General features: G+C 37.6%; 25 protein-coding genes. 14 read left to right on the plus strand and 11 right to left on the minus strand.

Translation table 11 applies throughout. The features are described from left to right. The first annotated feature begins 36 nt into the window (after positions 1–36). Positions 37–2,181 (plus strand): outer membrane beta-barrel protein, encoded by a 2,145-nt coding sequence (locus AXA65_RS03890; protein WP_086048063.1) that lies wholly within the window; start codon positions 37–39, stop codon positions 2,179–2,181. Here AXA65_RS03890 and AXA65_RS03895 read toward each other — a convergent pair. The 6 genes from AXA65_RS03895 to AXA65_RS03920 all read right to left on the minus strand — a co-directional run bounded on the left by AXA65_RS03895 (position 2,178) and on the right by AXA65_RS03920 (position 6,342). Further along, positions 2,178–2,870, minus strand: coding sequence for an RluA family pseudouridine synthase (locus AXA65_RS03895; protein ID WP_063968804.1), 693 nt, complete (start codon positions 2,868–2,870; stop codon positions 2,178–2,180). The genes AXA65_RS03890 and AXA65_RS03895 overlap by 4 nt on opposite strands. Before the next feature lie 15 nt (positions 2,871–2,885). Then, a complete protein-coding gene (locus AXA65_RS03900; protein ID WP_063968805.1) occupies positions 2,886–3,314 on the minus strand; it encodes a hypothetical protein in 429 nt (142 codons plus the stop codon). Positions 3,315–3,377: 63 nt separating this feature from the next. Further along, positions 3,378–3,704: a hypothetical protein gene (locus AXA65_RS03905; RefSeq protein WP_063968806.1), complete on the minus strand. Its 327-nt coding sequence runs from the start codon at positions 3,702–3,704 to the stop codon at positions 3,378–3,380. A 95-nt stretch (positions 3,705–3,799) separates the two neighbouring features. Then, entirely contained in the window at positions 3,800–4,648 is an 849-nt protein-coding gene (locus AXA65_RS03910) for an alpha/beta fold hydrolase (protein ID WP_086048064.1), read from the minus strand. A gap of 77 nt (positions 4,649–4,725) precedes the next feature. After that, positions 4,726–5,541, minus strand: a complete 816-nt coding sequence (gene panB / locus AXA65_RS03915) for a 3-methyl-2-oxobutanoate hydroxymethyltransferase (RefSeq protein ID WP_063968808.1) — start codon at positions 5,539–5,541, stop codon at positions 4,726–4,728. An 87-nt stretch (positions 5,542–5,628) separates the two neighbouring features. Next, on the minus strand, positions 5,629–6,342 hold the full coding sequence (locus tag AXA65_RS03920) for a Crp/Fnr family transcriptional regulator (RefSeq protein ID WP_063968809.1): 714 nt from the start codon (positions 6,340–6,342) through the stop codon (positions 5,629–5,631). A 95-nt stretch (positions 6,343–6,437) separates the two neighbouring features. Between AXA65_RS03920 and AXA65_RS03925 the strand changes: the two genes are divergently transcribed. The 8 genes from AXA65_RS03925 to AXA65_RS03960 all read left to right on the plus strand — a co-directional run bounded on the left by AXA65_RS03925 (position 6,438) and on the right by AXA65_RS03960 (position 15,283). After that, positions 6,438–8,816 carry a heavy metal translocating P-type ATPase gene (locus AXA65_RS03925; protein ID WP_063968810.1) on the plus strand — a complete coding sequence of 793 codons (2,379 nt, stop codon included), beginning with the start codon at positions 6,438–6,440 and terminating at the stop codon, positions 8,814–8,816. A 111-nt stretch (positions 8,817–8,927) separates the two neighbouring features. Next, positions 8,928–9,116 carry a cbb3-type cytochrome oxidase assembly protein CcoS gene (gene ccoS, locus AXA65_RS03930; protein ID WP_063968811.1) on the plus strand — a complete coding sequence of 63 codons (189 nt, stop codon included), beginning with the start codon at positions 8,928–8,930 and terminating at the stop codon, positions 9,114–9,116. 15 nt (positions 9,117–9,131) lie between these two features. After that, positions 9,132–11,417: a cytochrome-c oxidase, cbb3-type subunit I gene (gene ccoN / locus AXA65_RS03935; protein WP_063968812.1), complete on the plus strand. Its 2,286-nt coding sequence runs from the start codon at positions 9,132–9,134 to the stop codon at positions 11,415–11,417. 11 nt (positions 11,418–11,428) lie between these two features. Next, positions 11,429–11,623 (plus strand): hypothetical protein, encoded by a 195-nt coding sequence (locus tag AXA65_RS03940; protein ID WP_063968813.1) that lies wholly within the window; start codon positions 11,429–11,431, stop codon positions 11,621–11,623. Between the two features lie 17 nt (positions 11,624–11,640). After that, positions 11,641–12,528: a c-type cytochrome gene (locus AXA65_RS03945; RefSeq protein ID WP_063968814.1), complete on the plus strand. Its 888-nt coding sequence runs from the start codon at positions 11,641–11,643 to the stop codon at positions 12,526–12,528. A gap of 116 nt (positions 12,529–12,644) precedes the next feature. Beyond that, positions 12,645–14,096, plus strand: coding sequence for a cytochrome c oxidase accessory protein CcoG (ccoG, locus tag AXA65_RS03950; protein WP_063968815.1), 1,452 nt, complete (start codon positions 12,645–12,647; stop codon positions 14,094–14,096). A gap of 9 nt (positions 14,097–14,105) precedes the next feature. Next, entirely contained in the window at positions 14,106–14,555 is a 450-nt protein-coding gene (locus AXA65_RS03955) for a FixH family protein (RefSeq protein ID WP_063968816.1), read from the plus strand. Further along, positions 14,546–15,283, plus strand: a complete 738-nt coding sequence (locus AXA65_RS03960; protein ID WP_063968817.1) for a sulfite exporter TauE/SafE family protein — start codon at positions 14,546–14,548, stop codon at positions 15,281–15,283. Before AXA65_RS03955 ends, AXA65_RS03960 begins: the two co-directional genes overlap by 10 nt. A gap of 47 nt (positions 15,284–15,330) precedes the next feature. Here the strand turns inward: AXA65_RS03960 and AXA65_RS03965 are convergent, their stop codons facing one another. The 4 genes from AXA65_RS03965 to AXA65_RS03980 form a co-directional block, all read right to left on the minus strand. Beyond that, entirely contained in the window at positions 15,331–15,804 is a 474-nt protein-coding gene (locus AXA65_RS03965; RefSeq protein WP_063968818.1) for a DUF6702 family protein, read from the minus strand. A 58-nt stretch (positions 15,805–15,862) separates the two neighbouring features. After that, complete coding sequence (locus AXA65_RS03970; RefSeq protein ID WP_063968819.1) at positions 15,863–16,573, minus strand: TIGR00730 family Rossman fold protein; 711 nt, start codon at positions 16,571–16,573, stop codon at positions 15,863–15,865. Continuing rightward, complete coding sequence (locus AXA65_RS03975) at positions 16,570–17,283, minus strand: NDP-sugar synthase (RefSeq protein ID WP_063968820.1); 714 nt, start codon at positions 17,281–17,283, stop codon at positions 16,570–16,572. Before AXA65_RS03975 ends, AXA65_RS03970 begins: the two co-directional genes overlap by 4 nt. Positions 17,284–17,347: 64 nt before the next feature. Beyond that, on the minus strand, positions 17,348–17,779 hold the full coding sequence (locus AXA65_RS03980; protein WP_063968821.1) for an RNase adapter RapZ: 432 nt from the start codon (positions 17,777–17,779) through the stop codon (positions 17,348–17,350). A gap of 150 nt (positions 17,780–17,929) precedes the next feature. On the opposite strand from AXA65_RS03980, the gene AXA65_RS03985 reads away from it, so the two are divergent. From AXA65_RS03985 to AXA65_RS04005, 5 genes are all read left to right on the plus strand, one after another. Further along, entirely contained in the window at positions 17,930–19,096 is a 1,167-nt protein-coding gene (locus tag AXA65_RS03985; RefSeq protein WP_063968822.1) for a hypothetical protein, read from the plus strand. An 8-nt stretch (positions 19,097–19,104) separates the two neighbouring features. Further along, positions 19,105–19,641 (plus strand): adenine phosphoribosyltransferase, encoded by a 537-nt coding sequence (locus AXA65_RS03990; RefSeq protein ID WP_063968823.1) that lies wholly within the window; start codon positions 19,105–19,107, stop codon positions 19,639–19,641. A gap of 78 nt (positions 19,642–19,719) precedes the next feature. After that, positions 19,720–20,424 (plus strand): tetratricopeptide repeat protein, encoded by a 705-nt coding sequence (locus AXA65_RS03995; RefSeq protein WP_063968824.1) that lies wholly within the window; start codon positions 19,720–19,722, stop codon positions 20,422–20,424. A 13-nt stretch (positions 20,425–20,437) separates the two neighbouring features. Continuing rightward, positions 20,438–20,923, plus strand: a complete 486-nt coding sequence (gene ribH, locus AXA65_RS04000) for a 6,7-dimethyl-8-ribityllumazine synthase (RefSeq protein ID WP_063968825.1) — start codon at positions 20,438–20,440, stop codon at positions 20,921–20,923. Positions 20,924–21,108: 185 nt separating this feature from the next. Continuing rightward, positions 21,109–21,957 (plus strand): neutral zinc metallopeptidase, encoded by an 849-nt coding sequence (locus AXA65_RS04005; RefSeq protein ID WP_063968826.1) that lies wholly within the window; start codon positions 21,109–21,111, stop codon positions 21,955–21,957. Between the two features lie 123 nt (positions 21,958–22,080). Here AXA65_RS04005 and AXA65_RS04010 read toward each other — a convergent pair whose 3' ends face one another. Next, a complete protein-coding gene (locus tag AXA65_RS04010) occupies positions 22,081–22,581 on the minus strand; it encodes a hypothetical protein (RefSeq protein WP_063968827.1) in 501 nt (166 codons plus the stop codon). Positions 22,582–22,584: the final 3 nt, after the last annotated feature.

Genomic DNA, 22,584 nt, shown 5'->3' on the forward strand with positions numbered 1-22,584 from the left:
GAACAACCGATAGTCTAATAGAGTTCAAACTAAACTATGAACATCAAATGTATTCTTTCTATTTCTGCTTTGTTTCTCAGTCACATCTACTTCGCGCAGGAAACCCCGAAAAAGGAAAGTGACAAAGAAAAAGAAATAGAATCTGTAACCATTACCAAAACCAAAAAAGCAGTAGAACAGAAAGCGGATAGAACGATTTTCGATTTCTCGGAGCAGCCAAGTCTCAATTCCGGTTCCGTGATGGAAGGTTTGAAGAAACTCCCGGGTCTGGTTGCAACGGACATTGCCGGAATGATGTACCAAGGGAAACTACTCGATGTTTTTATGGATGGAAGACCGCTGAATATCTCCAGCAACGAATTGAATGCTTTTCTGGAAGGAATGCCTGCCAACGCCATAGAAAGAATAGAAATCGTAACCAATCCCGGAGCAGAATTTCCTGCAACTTCCGGCGGAGCAATTCTGAATATCATCACTGGAAAATCGGCTAAGAATTATTTGACCGCCACGTACTCTGGGAATTACAATTTTACCAATTATGATAAGTACAGAAGTCGCGTAAACAATTCTATGAATCTGAACGCCAGAAACAAACTATTTGGCTGGCAGCTCAATTTTGGGCAGAATTACAGAGAGAGTTCTTTAGATTCCAACCAAGATAATTTGGTAACAACTAACACAGACAGAATCGTACGGAATTATTTTGCGAAAACTGCTGTAACATTTGATTTGGGCGAAGACAGACTGCTTTTGAACTACGACATCTATCACAATAACAATGATTTTACAACCTTAGGAAACGGCATTTTCCAGGGCATCAATTATAATTCTGAAGACCTTGCAAGCACGCTGATAAACCGAAATGAAGCAGTTGCAACCTATCAAAAGAGATTTTCTGATAAAAATAAAAAGCTAGATTTAAAATTGGCTTACTCTAGTTCTAAAAGTGATTTTGTCCAGGAAAATTTGATCATCAAAGAAAGAGTTTTGGACAATAATTCTAATATGAACAATGTGAATTTCAAAGTAGATTACACACAGTCTTTGAAAATTTTTGATGAAGGAAAAATAAGCTTAGGTGGACTTTACGAAAAACAAAATTTCGAAACGCAGGACGGAGGCATTACCAATCTAGATTATCAAAGGCAAACAGCTTCTTCCTATGTGGAATTGCAGGCGAAGCTGAAACAGTTTGATTTTATACTGGGAACCAGAGCTGAGGATTATGACATTGATGGAATCTACAGGGAACGAGATAGTTTGGGAGAAATTTCTTCCGCAAAAAACTTGATGCCATTCAAGAAATTCAAATTGTTTCCGAATGCAAGTGTGCAGTACAACTTTATGAAGCAGGTCTATTTCACCATTAATTACAATAAAAAGATAAGCCTTCCAAGTATTTCTGTCCTCAATCCAAACAACAATACGTTCGCCGGACCTAACTCTGACACCAATGGGAATCCCGAACTACAACCAGCAATCTATGATAATTACGAAGCGAAAATAAGTGCTTTTGATTACGCGTTTATCGGTTACAATGTGAGTGTTGCGACGAACCAAGTTGTACAGAAAATCTCTAGAAAAGATGATGTCATCAGAAATACCCAAGTGAATGTTTCGGAACTTAAAATACACAATTTCAACTTGGGAATTCCAATTCCGTTTATGGTTTTTAGCAAAAGTATCAAGGAAATGTTGAAATTTGATTTCAATCCTGACAAAATCAATTTCTTGTATCTTTACGCAGCTTACCAAAAACATCAACTTCCTGATATCGAGACAAAAGGCTTTTGGATTTTCAATCTGATGGCACAAATTATATTACCAAAAGAAATCAAATTCGTAGCGAATTACAACTACACGACCACAAAGGGGAATTACTATTATTTCGTTGCAGACAAACCTTTGAACAGCTCGTTTGACATCACTGTATCAAAGAAATTTATGAATGACAGATTGACTGTTTCTGTCTACGCTGACGATATTTTTAACACCCAAATGAATCAGTTCCATTCTATTTCACAATCTCCTAATGTATATTTATCCAGCAAATATGACACAAGAAGATTTGGAGTTTCTTTCAATTATAAGATTCCTACACGAAATAAACTGGCAAAGGAAGAAAACAATCTTAACAGCACGAAAAAAGAAGATAGTGCTGGAAGCCTTCCACAAAATTAATCTTCACACGCTTTCCAAACCGCATCATTCTGCGGAACTGGCGCTATGATCTCAATATTTTCTTTAGTCACAGGATGAATGAACTGGAGTTTTCTGGCATGAAGAGAGATCCCGCCATCTGGATTGGAACGTGGAGCGCCATATTTCAAATCGCCTTTTATTGGAATACCTATTTTTGATAATTGCGCGCGGATCTGATGGTGTCTTCCCGTTTCCAGATCGATTTCCAACAGCTGATAATTGTCCAATGTTTTTATGATGTGATAAGTCAAGATCGATTCTTTTGCACCTTCTGTCTGTTTTACAAAAACGGTCGCTTTATTGGTCTTCTCATTTTTTTGAAGATAATGAACCAGCCTTTGCGATTTCGGGATCATCTCTTTCGCCACAAGTGCCCAATATGTTTTTTTGACTTCTCGATCTTTTACCATTACTGTCAATCGGGAAAGTGCTTTTGAGGTCTTCGCGTAGATGACCAAACCAGAAGTTGGGCGATCGATCCTGTGAACCAAACCAAGGAAAACATTGCCAGGTTTGTCATCTCTTTTTTTGATGAAATCCTTGATCAACTCCAACAAAGACAGATCACCGGTTTTGTCGCCTTGGACGAGCTGTCCGGCCTTTTTGTTGATGACCATCATGTGATTGTCTTCATACATGATCTGGTCTTCAGAAAAATATTGAGTCATTTTTGCTTAAAATTATTATAGTAAATGTTGCAATCGTCCCCATAGTTCCTCATCATACATATCGTTACTTTTCAGATATTCGACAATCTCCCGTAATTCTTCCAAAACTTTCTCAGAAACTTGTACCTCTTTAAGATCGTTTTTTAGAATCTCTTGTTTCAAAAATTCTATTTTTTCCTTCAAAACTTTCACTCTGTTTTGTTTTTCCTGTCTCTCAGCAAGCTTATCAATAGCAAAATTTTGCATTTTTTCTGCAAGATTGTCCAAGCATTGCAATTCCTCTACAGTTTGAAAATCATCATTCTCAATAGCCCATTTTTGCATAAAATTTTTGTACTCAAGGATCAGAAAAGGTCCTTCTTCGATTGGATAACTATAAAGCCAAGTTTCCACATCCAAAGTCTCGTCATCTAGTAAGACTTGTAGTTCTGCACGATAATTCATCTTTTGTGTTTTTAAATGTTTTTACTAAAATTAATAAAAATATTTAAAACTTTAAAGATAATCTTAACCTTTAGAGATCCTTTGTCTATTGAATACAGAAACAATGACGCCCGTAAAAAGTCCAATCGTCTTGATCCTTGCAAACTGAGAGTCGAAAGGCAAAAATGCGCCAACAATACACAATCCAGCAGCAATGTACATCAGATAAACAAATTTTTGATTAAGGAAAGATTGCGCCTGAAAGATGAAACTTAATCCTATAAAAATGTAAAAGAGTCTATGGTAAAGCAAGTCCGTGATCTCCGGAGAAAATAAATTGAACCAACCTACCGCAAGGCAGATCAGAGCTAAAATGGAAAGAACACCTTGTATTGTTTGAGAATTTTTCATGTGAATAGAGTTATTGTATTTCAAATGCCACATGCAATCGCTCAACTTTTATTGTTGTTTGCGTTTACAGATCATGGCGATTTCATTCGTAAATTTTATTTTTTAGTTTGCTTGAAAAGCCATTTCGGGATCTCATCTACCAACTCGGCAGAGAGAATATTGTTGTGATATTTGTCTTTATATTCCCAGAGGAAAACGTTTCCTTTCGTCTTCATCTCTTCAAAAAACTTGAAATTGCTTTGAGGGAAATTGTCCGTATCCAGACTTCCGTGGACGATCCAAATGGGCATTTTCGTCAGTTCCTCCATTTTATCGAACTGAGAAATCCCTGAAATATTGATTGCCGCAGCAAACAGATCAGGTCTTTTTGAAATCGCGTTGGAAGTTGTTGCCCCACCCATCGAGAATCCCATCACGTAAATCCTACTTGGGTCGATATTTTCTTTTAAAATTAATGAATCTATTGACTTTAAAACCAGATCTAAGTGTTCATTAGACTCAGAAACCTTCACATTTCGGGTTTCATCCAGATGATAATTGGACGACCGAATTGGAAACTGAGGCGACAAAACATAAGTTTGATATTTCTCCCGATTTTCCGGAAGCAACCATATTTTTGATAAAACGCCCATTTGCGAAGTGTTATTTGTCCCAACTGCTCCTGAACCGTGAAATACCAAGATCAAAGGATATTTTTTGTCTTGTTCGAGCTTCGAAGGTTTTAGAAAACGATAATTTACTGCCTCTTTTCCATTATCAAATTTCCCCGCTTTGAAATCAGAATAATCAAGATTTTTGATTTCCTTGATTCTTGCTAGGGATTTTAATGAATCTTTTTTGTCATAGATCTCTGTTCTCGTCCCAAATTTTGTTTGACAAACACAGGAAACCATTGAGACTAGAATTACAATAAAAGATAGGAACTTGGTTATTTTCTGAATCATTCTAAATGTATTTATAATTAAAACCCTTCCAGAGTTCTGATCTCTGAAAGGGTTTGATATCTTTTTAAAGTTTATGATCAATAACTTTCCTTCTCATTCGGGAAGTCTGAACTTTTCACGTCTTTCACATATTGCGAAACGGCGCCAGTGACCTCTGTGTACAGATCCAAATATCTTCTAAGGAATTTTGGAGAGAAACCTTGATTCATCCCCACCATATCGTGGTAAACAAGAACCTGTCCGTCACAATCCTGTCCAGCGCCTATCCCAATGGTCGGGATAGAAATACTTTCCGAAGCTCTTTTTGCAAGTGCCGCCGGAATTTTTTCCAAAACAATAGCAAAACATCCTAGTTCTTCCAGAAGCTTGCAATCAGCAATCAATTTTTCTGCTTCTGCATCTTCTTTAGCGCGTACTTTATAAGTTCCGAATTGATAGATACTTTGAGGCGTCAAACCAAGATGTCCGCAAACCGGAATTCCAGCATTCACTATTTTCCTGATAGAATCCTCGATCTCTTTCCCACCTTCGATCTTGATGGCATGAGCGCCACCTTCTTTCATCATTCTTACCGCAGATTCCAAAGCCTTCTCTGGATTGCTTTGATAAGTTCCGAAAGGAAGATCGGCCACCACCAAAGCTCTTTCTACACCACGAACGACGCATTGTGTGTGATAGATCATCTGATCAAGTGTAATTGGTAAAGTGGTTTCAAAACCAGCCATTACATTTGCAGCAGAATCACCGATCAAGATAGAGTCCACGCCGCCAGCGTCTACCATTTTAGCGGTTGTGAAATCGTAAGCCGTCAGCATTGTGATCTTCTCCTTATCGAATTTCATTTTTCGCAAGGTCTCTGTGGTGATCTTTTTTATTTCGGAGTGTACAGACATGATTATGAATGATAAATTATGGGTGATAAATGATTTAGAAAATTGAAAACGACGAATGACAATCGATTATCATTCATCCATTATCATTTATATAACGACGTGACCAAGTTTGATCAGTTTGTCGCGGTTTAGGATTTTGATATTTCTTCCTTCTACAGAGATCAGATCATCTTGTTTGAATTCTGAGATCAGTCTGATCGCGCTTTCTGTAGCAGTTCCGATCAAGTTTGCGATTTCCTCTCTCGTCAAAGAAATCTTGATGAATCCTTCTGGATCGGTTCCAAGCTTCTGTTCAAGTAAAATAAGGATCTCTGCCAGTCTTTCTCTCACCGTTTTTTGTGCAAGGAAGGTAACTGTATTTGCAGATTCGCCCAATTCGTAAGCGATCTTCTGAAGCATTGCATAGGACAATTTTGGATCAACTTCCAACAAGCGCAAGAATACATCAGCTGGCAAAAACTGAACTTTCATTGGCGTCATTGCTTCTGCATTAGCCTGGAAATTTTCACCACAAAGCAATGAACGGTAACCGATCAGATCTTTTTCTTTACAGAATCTCAAGATCTGGTCTTTTCCGTAAACGCCTGATTTGGACAATTTTGCCGTTCCGTTCTCTATAAAATAGACGCCTTTGGGAGATTCTCCATCTTCAAAAACGACTTCACCTTTTGCGAATTCCAAAACTTTTAGTGTCTTTTCGTACATGTCAAAGTCTTCAGAGTTAAGACTTTCGCGCAAAGATTCTCTATTGAAAGCTTTTGAGAAATTTTCTTCTATAACCAATTGTTGTTCAAGAGACATACCTATGATATTTGTCAGCAAAAATAAGACTTTTTAACGCTACATACCAATATTTTTGCTGTAATTTTGCAATCCAAATATCTGAGTAATTTTTAATGGCAGAACTATGTTTTCACTGCGGGCAAAAAATCGATAAGGAACAAATTCTTTTTGATGAAAAATTATTTTGCTGCAACGGTTGCCAATCGGTTTATGAAATTCTGAACGTTCATAATCTTGACAATTTTTACAATATCAACAAGCGTTCTGGGATCCGACCTAGCAACGAAAATAATTCACAATTCGATTACCTTGACACGCCGGAAATCTCTTCAAAAATTGTAGATTTTTCTGAAGGCGGAACCACGCTCGTAAGTTTCAAAATCCCTGTGATCCATTGTTCTTCTTGTATTTGGCTTTTGGAAAGTCTTCACACGATCAATAAGAGCATCAAATATTCTCAGGTTAATTTCACCAGAAAAACAGTTCAGATCTCTTTCAAAGAAGACGAGTTAAAACTCAGCGAACTGGCAAAATTCCTTACGAATCTTGGTTACAAACCGGTTATCAATCTGGAAACGGCTGAGAAAAAAGTCGATACATTAGACAAAACACTTCTCATCAAATTAGCAATTGCTGGCTTTGCTTTCGGAAACGGAATGTTTTTCAGCTTCCCGGAATATGTTTCAGGTGACGATGTTTGGTTCCATTCGTACAAACATCTTTTCCGAGTAATTTTATTCCTACTAGCGACTGCGGTTGTATTTTACTCAGCTTCAGATTATTACAAATCCGCTTGGTATGGTTTGAAAAACAAGATCATCAACATCGATGTTCCAATCGTTTTGGGAATTTTCGTTCTTTATGGTAGAAGTATCTATGAAGTCGTAACCGATTATGGCCCAGGTTATTTCGATACACTTTGTGGGTTGTTGTTCTTTATGTTGATGGGAAAAATGTTCCAGAAAAGAACCTACAACACGCTTTCCTACGACAGAGATTACAAATCCTTCTATCCAATCGCCGTGACGAAAGTTGATTTTGATGGAAAACAGAAAAATATCTTGCTTTCAGAATTGGCCGTTGGTGACAGAATTATGGTCAGAAACCAGGAAATCATTCCTGTAGATTCTATTTTGATCAAAGGCGAAGGAAACATCGATAATAGTTTTATCACTGGAGAATCCGCTCATATTTCCAAGAAACCTGGCGACAAGATTTTTGCTGGCGGAAAACAAACAGGCTCAATTCTGGAGCTCGAAGTCATCAAAAGCGTTGACCAAAGTTACCTAACTCAACTTTGGAACAAGGAAGCCTTCAAAAAATTTGAAACCGGACTTGATACTTTAACGAATACAATAAGTAAATACTTCACATTCATCATTTTAGGAATCACCCTTCTTGCTGGAATCTATTGGGCAAGAATTGATACAGAAAAGATGTTCCAAGTCGTTTCCGCTATTTTGATCGTGGCTTGTCCTTGTGCTTTAGCTCTATCTGCGCCGTTCACTTTTGGTCACATAATGAGGATTTTGGGGCGAAATAATTTCTACGTTAAAGATACTTTGACGATTGAAAGATTGGCAAAAATCGACACTTTAGTCTTTGATAAAACCGGAACAATTACGGAAAGTAAAAAATCAAATATCAATTATTTCGGAACCGAGATTGAGGATTTTGACCTAAAAAACATCAAGTCTTTACTTAAAAACTCAAATCATCCACTTTCCAAATCACTTTATAATTTCATCGAGGTGAATGATGATTATTTTGAAGTGGAAGATTTCATTGAGATTTCCGGAAAAGGTTATCAGGGAAAAGTTCGTGGTGCGACCTACAAAATTGGTTCAGCGAGTTTTACAGGTGAAAAATCCCAAGATCTAGAAACTGCGGTTTACATTAAAAAAGATGAAAACTTCATTGGTAAATTCACTTTCAAAAATGAATACAGAAGCAATCTCTCTACACTTTTCGGCCATTTAAAAAATTACAAGATCAATATTCTGAGCGGCGATAATCCTTCAGAAAAATCAATTTTAGAAAAACTCATCCCGAATGTTTCTGAAATGAAATTCAATCAAAATCCGGAAAACAAACTGGATTTTATCAAAGAACTTCAGGACAAAGGGCAGAAAGTGGCAATGCTTGGCGACGGATTGAATGACGCTGGAGCCTTAAAACAAAGCAACGTCGGGATCGCCATTTCGGATGACAGCAATTCTTTCACACCATCTTCTGACGTAATCATGAATGGTGAAAAAATCCCTGATCTGGATAAATTCCTAGCACTTGCAAAAGATGCGATTACGATTGTAAAAATCACATTCATAATTAGTTTATGTTACAATGTCATCGGAGTCAGCTTTGCAGTTTCCGGACATATGCATCCACTTTTTGCAGCGATCTTTATGCCTTTGAGTTCTGTAACCGTTGTCACATTCACGACACTTTCAACCTGGCTTCGAAGTTCCAAATATTTTAAGTTTAATATGTAGGAATCGCTTATTTAGAACCATTATAAATTATCCATATTTCTACCATTCTGACCAAAGTCAGTAATTTTCACTAAATTTGACGACTGTTTTTACCTTAAATTTGTCGCAGTTATGGAGATCCTCTATTTGATGATTATCTGCAGCGTTTCTTTAGCTGTTATTTTCCTGGTAATTTTTATTATTGGTGCTAGAAAAGGACAGTTTGAGGACGATGAGTCACCCGCCGTTCGAATTTTGTTCGAAGACGAGGTGAAGACAGAAAAGGAGACAGAAACTCCAGAAAAAAACGATAAAGAATAATTGCTATTTGTAGATATGGAAACACAAAAGTTTAGTTATGACAACGGTATTGTTCGCGCATTTTTGATCGCGACAGTTGTTTTCGGTATTGTAGGTTTTTTATTAGGACTTACGGCCGCGTTGTTGTTATTTTATCCTGAATTACCAGAATTTTTCTTAGGAACAGATGACCCGACCATCAAAACATTGCAAAGCGATGGGATGCAGGGACTTATCAATTCCCAAGGTGCTTTCGGATTCGGACGTATTAGAATGCTTCACACGAGTGCGGTAATTTTCGCATTTGTAGGAAACTCTATGTTCTCTGGAATTTATTACTCTATGCAGAGGTTGCTAAAAACAAGAATGTGGAGCGACACATTATCTTGGATTCATTTCTGGGGATGGCAATTGATGATCGTTGCTGTTGTGATTACATTCTTCATGGGAATCAATACTTCTAAAGAATATGCAGAGCATGAGTGGCCGATTGATATTTTGATCACCGTGGTTTGGGTAATATTTGGTATCAACATGTTTGGAACCATTGCAACAAGAAGAGTAAGACATTTGTATGTGGCTATCTGGTTCTACTTAGGAACTTGGGTTGCCGTTGCAATGCTACATATTTTCAACAACTTAGAAGTTCCATTATCTTTCACTGGCTGGAAATCTTATTCTGCATACTCCGGAGTAAAAGATGCTTTGGTACAATGGTGGTATGGGCATAATGCGGTAGCTTTCTTCTTAACAACTCCAGTTTTAGGTTTGATGTATTATTTCGTTCCGAAAGCTGCAGACAGACCGGTTTTTTCCTACAAACTGTCCATTATTCACTTCTGGTCTTTGATCTTTGTCTACATTTGGGCAGGGCCACACCACTTGCAATACACTGCACTTCCGGCTTGGGCACAGGCTGTAGGAACAGGTTTCTCTATTATGCTAATCGCTCCATCTTGGGGAGGAATGCTGAACGGTCTATTGACTTTGAGAGGAGCTTGGGATAAGGTAAGAGAAAATCCAGTTCTAAAATTCTTTGTTGTCGCTGTAACTTGTTATGGTATGGCAACGTTTGAAGGACCACTTTTGGCGACTAAAACAGTAAATAAAGTAGGACACTTTACCGACTGGGTAATTGGTCACGTTCACCTTGGTGCACTTGGATGGAACGGATTTATGGCATTTGGTGTTATCTATTTCTTGGTTCCAATACTTTGGAGAACAAAATTATGGTCTGTGAAATTGGCTAACTGGCATTTCTGGTTGGGAACTTTCGGAATTATTTTCTATGCTGTTCCATTGTATATCGCTGGATTTACACAAGGTTTGATGTGGAAAGAATTCAATCCGGATGGAACTTTGGTTTACAAAAACTGGTTGGATACTGTTACAGCTATTCTTCCTCATTACAAACTTAGATTTGTAGGTGGATTATTATATTTCTCAGGTGCTATTTTGATGGTTGTGAACTTGGTTGCAACAGCTAGAAAAGGATCTTTCCAAAAAGAAGTACCCGCGGAAGTACCAGCATTGGCAAAAATCAATAAAGGAAGAAAAGAAGGTGAAACTTTCCACTTGTGGTTAGAAAGAACGCCATTATACTTAGGAATTCTATCCTTCGTTGCAGTTGCAATTGGTGGATCTTTAGAAATCCTTCCTACCATCTTTGTAAAAGAAAACGTTCCTACAATCTCTGCAGTGAAACCATATTCTCCACTAGAATTGGAAGGTAGAGACATTTACATCAGAGAAGGTTGTAATGCTTGTCACTCGCAGATGGTTCGTCCTTTCCGTGATGAAGTTGTAAGGTTCAACGGGAAAAATGGACAATATTCCAAAGCTGGTGAATTCATCTATGACAGGCCATTCCTTTGGGGATCTAAAAGAACGGGACCAGATTTACATAGAGAAGGAGGCGCTAGACCAGACTCTTGGCACTTCAAACATATGTATAACCCGAGATCGACATCTGCAGGCTCCATCATGCCAAGATATCCTTGGTTGATAGAAAACACGCTGGACAGAAGCAAAACTCAAGCAAAACTGGAACTTATGAAAAATACTTTTGACGTTCCATACACGAAATCTCAGATTGATTCTATGGATTCTTGGATGAACAATCAAGCTAGTGCCATTGTAAAAAATGTTTTTGCAGAAGCAGATGATGTCAAAAAATCTTTCGAAGAATCTAAAGCAAATAAGGCAAAATCTGGTGAAGAATTTGTGCCACTTGAAAAGAGAGAAATCACAGCGTTGATAGCCTACTTACAAAGACTAGGGACAGATATTAAAACAACAGAAGTAAAAACAGCTAGTAATTAAATTTAAATAAAATGATTCCGCAAAGTTTCAAAGATATCGTCTCCAATGTGGAAAATGCAGGTTTGCTTCAAACCATTGCGATGATCATATTCATTTTATTCTTTCTTACAGTAATATACGTTGTCCTAAACAGACCAAAAAAATATTACAACGAAGAAGAGAATGCACCTTTGGAAAAAGATGAAGACGAAAAATGGACTTTGTAATTAAAAAATAATTAATCATGAAAAGAAGAACCCCTGCTTATATTAATATTTTAATCGTTTTAGGATTATTACTTGTAGTGTTCTACATGTTTTCTCAAACGTCGGATTTCCTGACTTCCAAATTCTTCATTGGAACAGCGTTGATTAGTATCATTGTGGTATTCATCCAGACTGCTATTGGAGATTTGATAGAAAATGAGAAATTCAAAAAACTGACAGACACAGAAAAAGCAACATATCTGGCTGAGAAAAAAGTCCCTTACTTCCAATATCTTTGGAATGGTGCTTTCAAAAGCCAATCTGAAAAAGAAGAAAAAGACATCCTTATCGACCATGGTTTCGATGGCATTATGGAGCTAGACAATCAGCTTCCAAAATGGTGGTTGGGATTGTTCTACTTTGGTGTTGCATATTGCGTACTTTATATCTCTTCTTATTTCTTGACAGATTTCGCAAATCCAATCAAAGAATATGATCAAGAGTATAAAGAGCAAATTGCTTCTGTAGAAGAGTACATGAAAACTGTACCTCAAGCGACGATAGAAACAGCAAAATTTTCTGAAGACAACGTAGAAGAAGGTAGAGTAATTTTCGAAACCAACTGTGTAACTTGTCACGCAGCAGAAGGAAAAGGAGGAATTGGTCCTAACTTGACAGACAACTTCTGGATCAACCAGCCGGAGAAAACTTTGTTCAAAACTATTTTCTATATGGTAGAAAATGGTAGTACAAACAATCCAACAATGCAGGCTTGGGGTAAAAATGGCGTTCTTACTGGTAATGATATCGAAAAAGTTGCGGCTTACGTTTATCACATCAATCAGGAGAAAGCTCCTATCACTCAGGCTCAAGGTGGTGCTGCTCCTCAGGGAACACAGCCGAACTGGGAGAAAGCTGCTGAATAAAATCATATAAAAGAGATTGTCACAAGATATCGTTCTAATAGGAATGGTATTTGAAATTGAATAATATAAATGTTGTTCATTTTCAGGACAATCTCTTTTTTTATCCAAACATTATTATGAGTACTACAGAAAAAAAATACAACGAAGCAGAAAGTTGGGTGGTAGAAGCTGAAACATTCAGAGACTCTGTGGGAACAATGGATAATACCGGGAAGAGAAAATGGGTATTTCCAAGAAAGCCAAAAGGAAAGTACACCAATTACAGAGTCTTGGTAAGCGTCCTTTTACTAGCAATCTATTTCATCATTCCGTTTCTCAAGTTTCACGGAAATCCGCTCCTTTTATTCAACATTATAGAGCGTCAATTCTTTATTTTTGGACAGCCTTTTTATCCTCAGGATTTCATTATTCTGGCATTGGGCGCTATTGTTACTTTAATATTCATTATTATTTTCACCGTTGTTTTTGGAAGAATTTTTTGTGGATGGATTTGTCCTCAAACGATTTTCCTAGAAATGATATTCCGTAAAATAGAATATGCCATAGAAGGTGACAGAAACAAACAGATGAGGCTGGATAATCAAGCCTGGGATACGGAAAAAATCTGGAAACGATCTCTGAAATGGAGCATTTTCATTTTGATTTCTGTTATCATTACACACATTATGTTTATGTACATTGTGGGTTATGAGGAAGTTTTCAGCATTATGAAAGAAGGTCCTTTTGCGAAACCGACCAATTTCCTCGTGATGATACTTTTCACAGCGGCATTTTATTTTGTATTCGCTTGGTTCAGAGAGCAAGTTTGTACAATGGTTTGTCCTTACGGAAGACTTCAAGGCGTGCTGATAGACAAAGAAACCATCAACGTTTTTTACGATTACAAAAGAGGCGAAAATCGTTCGAAATGGAAAAAAGGCGAAGACAGAAGAGCTGAAGGAAAAGGAGATTGTATCGACTGTAAGCAATGCGTTGTCGTTTGTCCTACAGGAATCGACATCCGAGATGGACTTCAAATGGAATGTGTGAATTGCACAGCGTGTATCGATGCGTGCGACGAGGTAATGGTAAAAGTTGGACTTCCACCAGGATTAATCCGCTATGCGTCCGAAAAAGAAATCGAAGAACAAGAGAATTTCAAATTCTCTGGTAAGATGAAGCTCTACTCTGTCATCTTGCTAGCATTGATTGCTTTCTTAGGTGGATTGCTTTACAACCGAGGCGATATGGAAGCTAAATTCCTAAAACCTCCGGGATCCACATTCTTTGTAAGAGATGGAAAAATCACCAATACTTACAGCTATACCTTCCTGAATAAATCCAATGACAACAGAACGGTAATTATTAAAATTATAGAACCGAAGAATGGGGAGATTTCTTCCAGTACTTCCAACAAAATCGTTCTGAAAAGAGATGCGATGATAAAAGGAACTATCAATGTGAGTTTCCCGGAAAGCCAGATTAAGCTTTCAAAACAAAACCTGAAGCTAGGCGTTTATGACATGAATGGTGAACTTCTGGATGAATACGAAACTTATTTTGAAGGACCATTCAAATTTCAATTTTAATAAAAAGAGATGAAGAAACTAAATTGGGGACACGGATTGATGATTGCATTAGGATGTTTTATCCTTTTCATCTTATTTCTGATTTTGGTCTTTCCTATTGGGAAACAAAATGCAGATATGATTTCCGATAATTATTACGAAGAGGAACTGAAATACCAAGACGTTATAGATGCTAAAGAGAATGCAGCTCAGCTGAAAGAAGTCCCAGCTTACAAAGCCACTGCAGAAGGTATGGAAATCACTTTCCCACAATCTATAAAAGTGGATAACAACAAGGTAGAATTCATTTTGTTCCGAACGGAAGATTCTAACCTCGATATCAAAAAAGAATTGAATCTGGAGAATCACAAGTTTGTCATTCCAAAAAAAGTTGTTTCCCTCGGTTCCTATACTTTAAAACTAAAATGGACAGAGAATAAGAAACCTTATCAGGTGGATTATGACATCTTATGGAACTAGCACTCATCATATCGGCGATTGGTTTGGGATTCGCGTCCGGATTCCATTGCATCGGTATGTGCGGACCAATTGCTCTTTCTATGGGATTGACGAAAAATCTGAAGGCTAATTTCTACCTTCAGAATCTGACCTATCAATTCGGAAGGATTCTCACCTACTCTATTCTCGGCGGAATTTTAGGCATCATCGGTCAAAGTTTTGAATTGGCTGGATTCCAAAAATATCTAACCGTTTTGGTTGGAATTCTACTAATAGTTATGGCAATTTTTTCCTTCGGAGGAAAAGATTTCGCCGCTAAAATCCCATTTGTTTCAAGAGGTTTATTGAAGGTCAAAATGAAACTTGGGAAAATCCTACAACGTCCCGATTACAAATCTCGTTTCGCAACTGGAATTCTGAACGGACTTCTACCTTGCGGAATGGTCTATATGGCTTTGACGGCTTCTTTGGCAGCTGGTGGAATTTGGCAAAGTTCACTTTTTATGTTCCTTTTCGGATTGGGAACTTTTCCGTTTATGTTTGCCGTTGTTTACTTAGGGAATTTCATCACGACAGCTTTCCGGGTAAGAATCCTAAAAGTGATTCCAGTAATGATGATTATCTTAGGAGGACTATTCGTTTTAAGAGGCTTGGAGCTAGGAATTCCTTACATTTCCCCACATTCCGAATCTTTGCATGTCAATCACTCTACAGACGGTTTTCATACGGATCATACGAATTGTCATTAATTAAATAAAGAACATAAAAAAATCGGTCATTTGACCGATTTTAATTTTTAGAAAGTGACTTCTGCTGTTTCTTTTCCCTTTTGGAAGTTGAGTGTTTTCAAAGCACCTTTATAAGTGATATTTACAATATTGACCTGTTTTGGAAACTGTCCGATCAAAATACTGTTCTTGATTTTCAAACTTGAAATATCGGAAACGCCACTCGCTTCATAATAAACCCAAACAGATTCGCCGTTGACCTGACTTCCTGTGAAAGTCAATTGTTTCGCAGCGCCGTTGATGGTAACATCTACGTTATTGTTCACATACTTCTTAACCTCAGCTTCGAAGCCTGCAGTTGCCGGGTCGATTTTTATAGCCTGAGAGATGTGACCTGTGTTTAGCTTCGTTGTGAACTTCAAAGTTTTGGTTCCATCGATGTAATCCACTTTGGTCATTGATGAAAAGAAATCCAATGCTGTAAAGCTAAAAAGTCCCACCAATAAGATTCCTAAAGATAATATGAGTATTGATTTTTTCATTTTAATTTAATATTTAATAACTTTTACTATTGATTATGGTCAAATTATATGCCACACCTTAGAAATTCACACTTACCGAATATTTATCATAGAACGCTTTGATATGCGCCACTGCATCTTCCGCTGTATCCACAACTCTAAATAGTTCAAGGTCTTTCTCGGCAATTAGACCTTCCTTTAATAAAGTCGATTTGAACCAATCTAATAAACCGCTCCAGAACTCACTTCCGACCAAGACGATTGGGAACTTCCCTATTTTATTGGTTTGAATTAAGGTCAAAGCTTCCGTCAATTCGTCCAAAGTTCCAAAACCGCCAGGCATCACCACGAAACCTTGAGAATATTTGACGAACATTACTTTTCTAACGAAAAAGTAATCAAAATTGATATTATAACCTTTGTCGACATACGGATTAAAGTGCTGTTCGAAAGGCAATTCGATATTCAAGCCGATAGATTTTCCGAAACCGTTTGCACCTCGGTTTCCAGCTTCCATGATTCCTGGTCCGCCTCCAGTGATGACTCCAAAACCAATTTCCGTAATTTTCTTTGCAATGTCAACCGCCATTTTGTAATAGAAATTATCTTCCTTCAACCTAGCCGAACCAAAAATTGAAACACAAGGGCCAATCCTCGCCATTTTCTCGTAACCATCTACAAACTCGGACATCACGCGGAAAACCATCCAGCTGTCTTTGGTTATCGTTTCGTCCCAGGTCTTCTGGCGTAGACTTTCCTGCAATCTTTTATCGTCGTCCTGTTCTATCATTTGAAAATTCTTTCTGCTTCAACAATAGATTCCGGTCTTCCAACATCAACTAAGTTTGAAGTGTGCTGATAACCAACGATGATATCTTCTTTCATCAATTCCATATATTCATCCATAATAGAGAATTTTCCGGTTCTTGTGAATTTATCAAAAATCTCAGAATTCACGCAATGAACGCCACTGAACGCCAATTCTCTCAATTTGAAAATCCCGCCAACGACCGTTTTTTTATTGGTTTGAAGATTTCTCCAGCCTTTCAAAAACATCTTTTCATTGAACATCAGTTTTCTGGAACTGTCTCTGTCAGAAACCGCCAAAGTTATCATTGCACCTTTGGTCTCGTGAAGTCGGATAAAATTGGTGATGTTAAGGTCTGTCAGGATATCGACATTCATTATAAGGAATGATTTCTCATTCTCAAGGAATCTCTTTGCGAAAAGTAATCCGCCACCAGTTTCCAAAAGTTCTTCGTGCTCATTTGAGATTTCGATGTTCGCACCGAAGTTGTCGTTCTCAGCCAGGAAAGCCAGAATCTGTCCTCCGAAATGGTGAATATTAATGACAAAATCATTGATTCCAAAACCTTGCAGGTATTTGATGTTTCTTTCGAGAAGTGGAACGTCGTTTACTTTTGCCAAAGCTTTCGGATGTTCATCAGTAAAAGGTTTCAGCCGGGTTCCCTTTCCTGCAGCAAATATTAATGCTTTCATATTTTTATTAATGATAAATAATAATTGATAACTGATTGAATAATGAGAGATAAATAATCAATTATTAATTATCGCTTATCGTGGATAAATTAAGATGTAATTGTTCGTCGTGATGTACGGAAACTTCCGCTTCAGGATATTTTTCTTTGATGAATTCTGCCGTTTTAATCGCCGAATAAACCGAACGGTGTTGTCCGCCAGTGCAACCAAAATTGATCTGCAGATGCTCAAAATTTCGACCCAAATAATTTTCAATGCTGATTGAAATAAGAGATTGGATTGATTTTAAGAAATTAGGCATTTCAGTTTTCGTTTCCAAAAATTCCTGAACACCGATGTCATTTCCTGTTTGTATTTTGTATTCTTCTATTCTTCCCGGATTCAAAATTCCACGGCAATCGAAGACAAATCCTCCTCCGTTTTCGGTGTTATCTTTTGGGATGCCACCTTTTTTATAAGAAAAACTATGAATCTCTATATTGAGTTTGTTCTGCATTAAATCTAATTTTTCCGTAAAGTTACTTTTTTTAATTTTCTTTCAAAAATCTGAGTATTCTGAATTTAAAATTTAATTTTGCACATTAATTGATGTAAGTACGGAAAAATCAAACTAATTTCTTACTTTTAAAAATAAATCACAATTAAAATGAAATTCATAAAATACTGTCTATTAATAAGTTTATTAATTTTCACGGTCAGCTGTAAAAAAACAAAAGTGGATGGCAGCAACCGGATGAGCTTTCAGGAAAGTATCAACGATATGGCTTCAAGCTTACCGACTTTGAAACAGGTAAAATTCAATGAAGCTTTATATATCCTAAAAACCTTTGGTGTAGAAGCTGATGGCGACATTGCAGAAATCGAGGCATTGGGAAAACTTCTAAATGGTAAAAAAACACCAGACATTTTCAAAATGGCAGATGAAGTCGCTCAGAAAAACGGCATTACTTGGAGCAGTACAGCGCCGCCAAGCCTTGGAGAAATGAATATCTTCGGCAACGTAACGGCATCTGAAAAAGACCCTAATGACATAGACGCAGCAGCTTTGAACGTGATAGTTAGAAATATTGCAGGCGACAGTTTGACAGGCTCAAAAGGCTTGATCATCATTCCTCAATTACTTGACAACAACGGTAGAAAAGTAGATTTTGAAGGCGCAGCTTTGGAAACCATTATGGAAATCTCAAGTGGCGGAACTAAGATCTCTACTTCTAAAAACCTGATGCAAGACCCAGCCTTCCGAGGTTTCACAATTAAATATTCATCACTTCCAAGAGAAAAAATCTTTGAAGATAAAATCGATATCAAACTATCTGTAAAAACGACCAAAAAGCTTTTACAGATGATAAAAATGGGCGTTCCAGTCAATGGTCAGGCACTTTACACACCACCAGCTCCGGTGATTGCAGATTCTCTACAAACTCCACCGCCAATAGTTGACCCGCAAACCGGAGAAACTGTTGTTCCGCCTGCTCCAACACCGAAAGTGGTAAATCCTGACCCAAAAACAACGGTTAGCAAATTCCTTAATAATTTGTCAACTCAGAATTTCAAAGCGGCTTTTGATGCTGCTGACAATCCAAATTGGGGTTCTTATGACAAATTCTCAAATCCAAATTCAGGTTTCGGTTCTGTGAAAAATATCAATGTAAAAAACATCGCAGTTCCTTATAACAAAGACAATTCAGCGAATGTGAACGTGACCTACGACGTAACAGACAAAAACGGAAAGGTATCTTCTCTTAATGTCACTTATGGTTTAAAAGCCGTCAACAACACCTGGAAAATCACCACTTATAAAATCAACAATTAAAATAAATAATGGCGTCAGCAGAACTCATCCACAAACTAGAACAAACCATAGAAAACATTCCGGACTTCCCAATTCCGGGAATCCAATTCAAAGATATCTGTCCTATTTTTCTTCAACCAAAATTGTATGAAGAAGTAATTGCGGACCTTGCAGAGTTCAGCCGTGGAAAAATTGACGTCGTTTGCGGAATAGAAAGCCGCGGTTATCTTTTCGGAATTGCGATCGCTGTCGCTTTGGATGTTCCATTTGTACTCATTAGAAAAGCAGGAAAATTGCCACCACCATTCATCAGTGAAAAATATGACCTGGAATATGGCTCAGCCGAAATCGAAATGAAAACTGGACATCTTAAAGAAGGTCAACGCGTTTTGATTCACGATGACCTTTTGGCAACAGGCGGAACAACAGAGGCCGCTGCAAAATTAGTTGCAAAGCAAGGGGCAATCCCGACACAATTCAGTTTTTTGATTGATTTAAAAGATTTGAACGGCGAAGAGAGATTATCAAAATTTGGGGCAGAAGTCTATTCTATCCTCAATTATTAAAGAATTTTCATACTAAAAAAAGAATTTTTGCAAATCAAAACTAAAACATTAAATTTGCACTTCATTTACTAAAAAATTATGGCAGATCTACATAACAAAAAAAACGAACAAGAAGGAAAAGAAACGGTAGAATTCTTTAAAGACCTTGATAAAGAAGCACTTAATATCGAAGGCTTTTTAGAAAAAAATGCCAAAGTATTGAGCATTGGTTTTGGTATTTTGATCGTTGCAGTTTTAGGCTGGTTCGGTTATCAGCAGTTCATTCTTGGTCCAAAAAACGAAGAAGCTACAAAAAGCTACCTTTCTGCTCAGAAAAACTTGGCTGAAGGAAAAGACGATTTGGCTCTTGGTGGAAAATCTGTTGCAAACCCAGGATTCTTGGGAACTTACGAACAATACGGAAGTACTGAAGCTGGTAAATTAGCAGCTTATAATGCTGGATTGATCGAGTTCAAAAAAGGAAACTATCAGAAAGCTTACGATCTGTTGGACAACTTCAGCTCTGGAAACAAAGTTTTGGTTGCACTTAAGTATGGTGCGATGGCAGACTGTCTTTCCAACCTGAACAAAAGCGATGATGCTTTAGCAATGGCTGACAAAGCTTCTTCTGCTTCAGACGACGCTTACACGTCTTACTATTTCACAAAGAAAGCAGGAATGTTGGCTTTGGCACTTAAGAAAAATGCAGATGCTAAAAAATACTTCGCTGCTATCGACGAGAAATATCAGGATTATGACAACGGTCAATCCGATGCATTCATAGAAATGACAAAATATTATTAAAATATAAAAAAATATGGCTACTGTAAATCTTTCAGATTACAAACCGCTCAACATATCCAATGCCGATGAATATTCAATCGGCATTGTTGTTTCTGAGTGGAACGACTTTATCACTTACAACCTTCGAAACGGTGCGCTTGACACTTTGAAAGCAGAAGGAATCAAGGAAGAGAACATTCAAATCTATTACGTTCCCGGCGCATTCGAGTTGAGTTTTGCGACGATGAAACTTTGTCGTTCAGGCAAATTTGCTGCGGTGATTGCGATTGGAAATGTCATCCGTGGAGAAACACCTCACTTTGAGTTCGTATGTTCCGGAGTCACGCAAGGCATCAAGGATTGTAATATTTTGACCGACACACCAGCAATTTTCTGTGTTTTGACAGACGACAACAAAGAACAATCTATCGCAAGAAGCGGTGGAAGTCTTGGCAACAAAGGTGTGGAAGCTGCAGTTACGGCATTAAAAATGATAGACTTCAATAACAAATCAAATTAGATTTTTTGGTTAGAGATTTCTTGGAGCTATTTCCTGCTGTCCACTGTATCTTTTTTCCCAAGCTAAAATCCAGCCACAAAAAAAGGATGCCGTTCCCATCAGGGCTATTTGAAAATGACCGTTCCAAAAAAAATCACCTAATATCAAAAAGAAAATACTAATTTTAAAACACAAAATTTAAAAAGATGAAATGGACAAACGACAGAAGCGGAAACTTTGAAGATAGACGTGGCTCAGGCGGCGGTGGCGGAATGCTTGTGGGCGGTGGATTGGGAACGATCATCATTGCGGCAATTGTTTTCTTCCTTGGAGGAGATCCGTCAGCTATTTTAAACAACGGCGCATCTTCATCACAACAGACCGAACAAAGACAACTATCAAAAGAAGAACTCAATATTGGGGAATTTGTAAGTATGACAACTGCTTTAAACGAAGAAACCTGGAGCAAAATTTTTCAGGAAAACGGCATTCAATTCAAACCTGCAAAAGTAGTCGCATTTGAAACAGCAACACAATCTGGTTGTGGACCAGCACAGTCCGAAATGGGACCTTTCTATTGCCCAGCAGACCAAACCATCTACATGGATATGAGCTTCTTCAATGAGCTTCAGCAGAATTTTGGAGCTAAGGTTGGACAATTCACAATCGCTTATGTTCTAGGCCATGAGTATGGACACCACATTCAAACCCTTTTAGGAACAACCCAAAAAGTAAATGAATTAAGAGGAAAATATTCTGAAACTGAGATGAACAAAGTTTCTGTCGCAACGGAACTACAAGCCGATTTCTATGCCGGATTATGGGCAAAGCAGACGGATAATCGCGAGAAAATTTTAGAACCTGGCGATATTCAACAGGCTATGAGCGCAGCAGCAGCAGTTGGCGATGATAACATCCAGAAAAGAGGACAAGGCTACGTGAATCAGGAAAGCTTCACACACGGTTCTTCTGCACAAAGAGAAGAATGGTTTATGAAAGGTTATAATACAGGCGACATACGACAAGGTGATACTTTCAATGCGCTTTTGAAATAAGAAAATTTACGTTTTTAGTTAATAAAAAAGAACAGATCAATTAATGTCTGTTCTTTTTTTTATGTGTTGAAGTCGATTCTAGAAAACTGCAAGATTTCGAATTAAAAAAATTTTGCTGCAAAATCACGAATAACTTTTAAATTGTTTTGATTCTATGATGATCTGATTGCCGTCGGACAAGTTATTATTGCAGAGAGAAACCATAAGATTGCCGTCATTAGAAACAAATTCCTCGCTCGTTCCCCAATCATTTTTTATGGTTTGCAGAAGTTTACCCCATTTGGAACTAATGAGATGAGTTCTAAATTCATCCAAAATATGGCTGCTGACCACAAGGGAAACTCTTTGGACAACACCGTTTTGAATCACATAAAAAATGGAATCTGCTTTTACATCAAAATCCAGCAACTTGGCACTTTCATTTTTTTTCTCGATAAAATTGTAAAGGGAATTACCACTTTCTTTGTCATTGCCAATTGCGAAAACTTCTTTACTCTTTCTCCCGATGACATCGCTTAAATCCTTACTATTATTGGAAGAGGTGCAACTGCTCAACAGATTGACAGGAATGATTGGCAGCAAAAGTAGTGGCGAGATGGTTTTAAGAAAAATTTTCCTGTCCACTTT

Origin of the sequence: Chryseobacterium sp. FP211-J200 (assembly GCF_001643375.1) — a bacterium.
GTDB lineage: Bacteria > Bacteroidota > Bacteroidia > Flavobacteriales > Weeksellaceae > Epilithonimonas > Epilithonimonas ginsengisoli.